At 35.4% G+C, this 1,134-nt stretch carries 1 protein-coding gene; it reads right to left on the bottom strand.

All coding sequences use genetic code 11. The annotated features are described in order from the left end of the window. The coding region (locus ACTWQM_RS19995) for a DmpA family aminopeptidase (protein WP_443259894.1) at positions 1–1,046 on the bottom strand (1,046 nt) is incomplete at its 3' end. Between the last annotated feature and the right edge of the window lie 88 nt (positions 1,047–1,134).

Genomic DNA, 1,134 nt, shown 5'->3' on the forward strand with positions numbered 1-1,134 from the left:
TATTTATTTAACAAGTCTTTAAAGGTTGGTCTTTCATTCCCGTCCCGTCCAATAACATGTGTTGCAGTTACTAATGAGTTTAAAACAGCCTCTTCAGTTGCTTCACCAATAGCTCGAAATGCTAAATCTATATCTTCCTCATGTATCATAGACATCGTAATACAGTCCGAAGTTTTATCATGAGGTATTTTTGTAGCAGTCGAAAAACCAACTACGACCTCTCCACTTCCAGTTGTAATGATAGAACCAGTACGAGATAATCCAGTTAAACTTCTTTTTATAATACGATTTAACTGTCTTTCTGATACTGGAAGATCCGTTCCAACAACTATAATAATAGAACCTTTATCTTGTTCCTCACGAGATTGGATTATTGCATCTCTTAACTCTTCACCAACAGCTTTTCCGTTCACTTTAAGGTCACTTAATATTCCAAAGTTAGATAACACTAAAACACCTATAGTATAATTTCCATGATCCATTTTCATAACCCTGGAAGCAGTACCTATACCACCCTTCAATGAATAACAAAGCATTCCAGTACCGGCTCCAACAGTTCCTTCTTCAACTTTTGTTGAGGTGTTTTGTAACGCTTGAAAAACATGCTCTTTAGTTATAAATCTAGCTCGAACGTCATTTAATAGCATATCATTACATTCACATACAATTGGATTAACTGTTCCAGTTGTCCTACCAATTTCAGGATTACGTTCTAGCATGTATTCAATTAAAGCATCTGCAGCTGTTCCAATACTTAATGTATTCGTTAAAATAATTGGGGTTTCTAATGTACCTAACTCATTGATTTGTATCGTTCCTATTGTCTTGCCAAACCCATTAATTACATGACTTGAGGCAATTAACTTTTCCTTAAATAGATTACCTTGATGTGGGAGGATAGCTGTTATACCCGTTTGTTTTTCATTATCACTAAGAGTTACATGACCGACAGCAACTCCTTCAACATCTGTAATTGAGTTTTGGTTCCCTGTTTCTAGATTCCCAATTTTCACTCCATAATCTCTAATTCTTTCTTGACTAAACATAATCAATCCTCCCCTCTTTATTGTTCAAGTATTCTGCTACTATAGTTGAACAAGGATGCGATTCCTTATTCAACTCTTGCACCCGTTA

This window comes from Virgibacillus sp. L01 (assembly GCF_052246775.1).
GTDB lineage: Bacteria > Bacillota > Bacilli > Bacillales > Amphibacillaceae > Lentibacillus.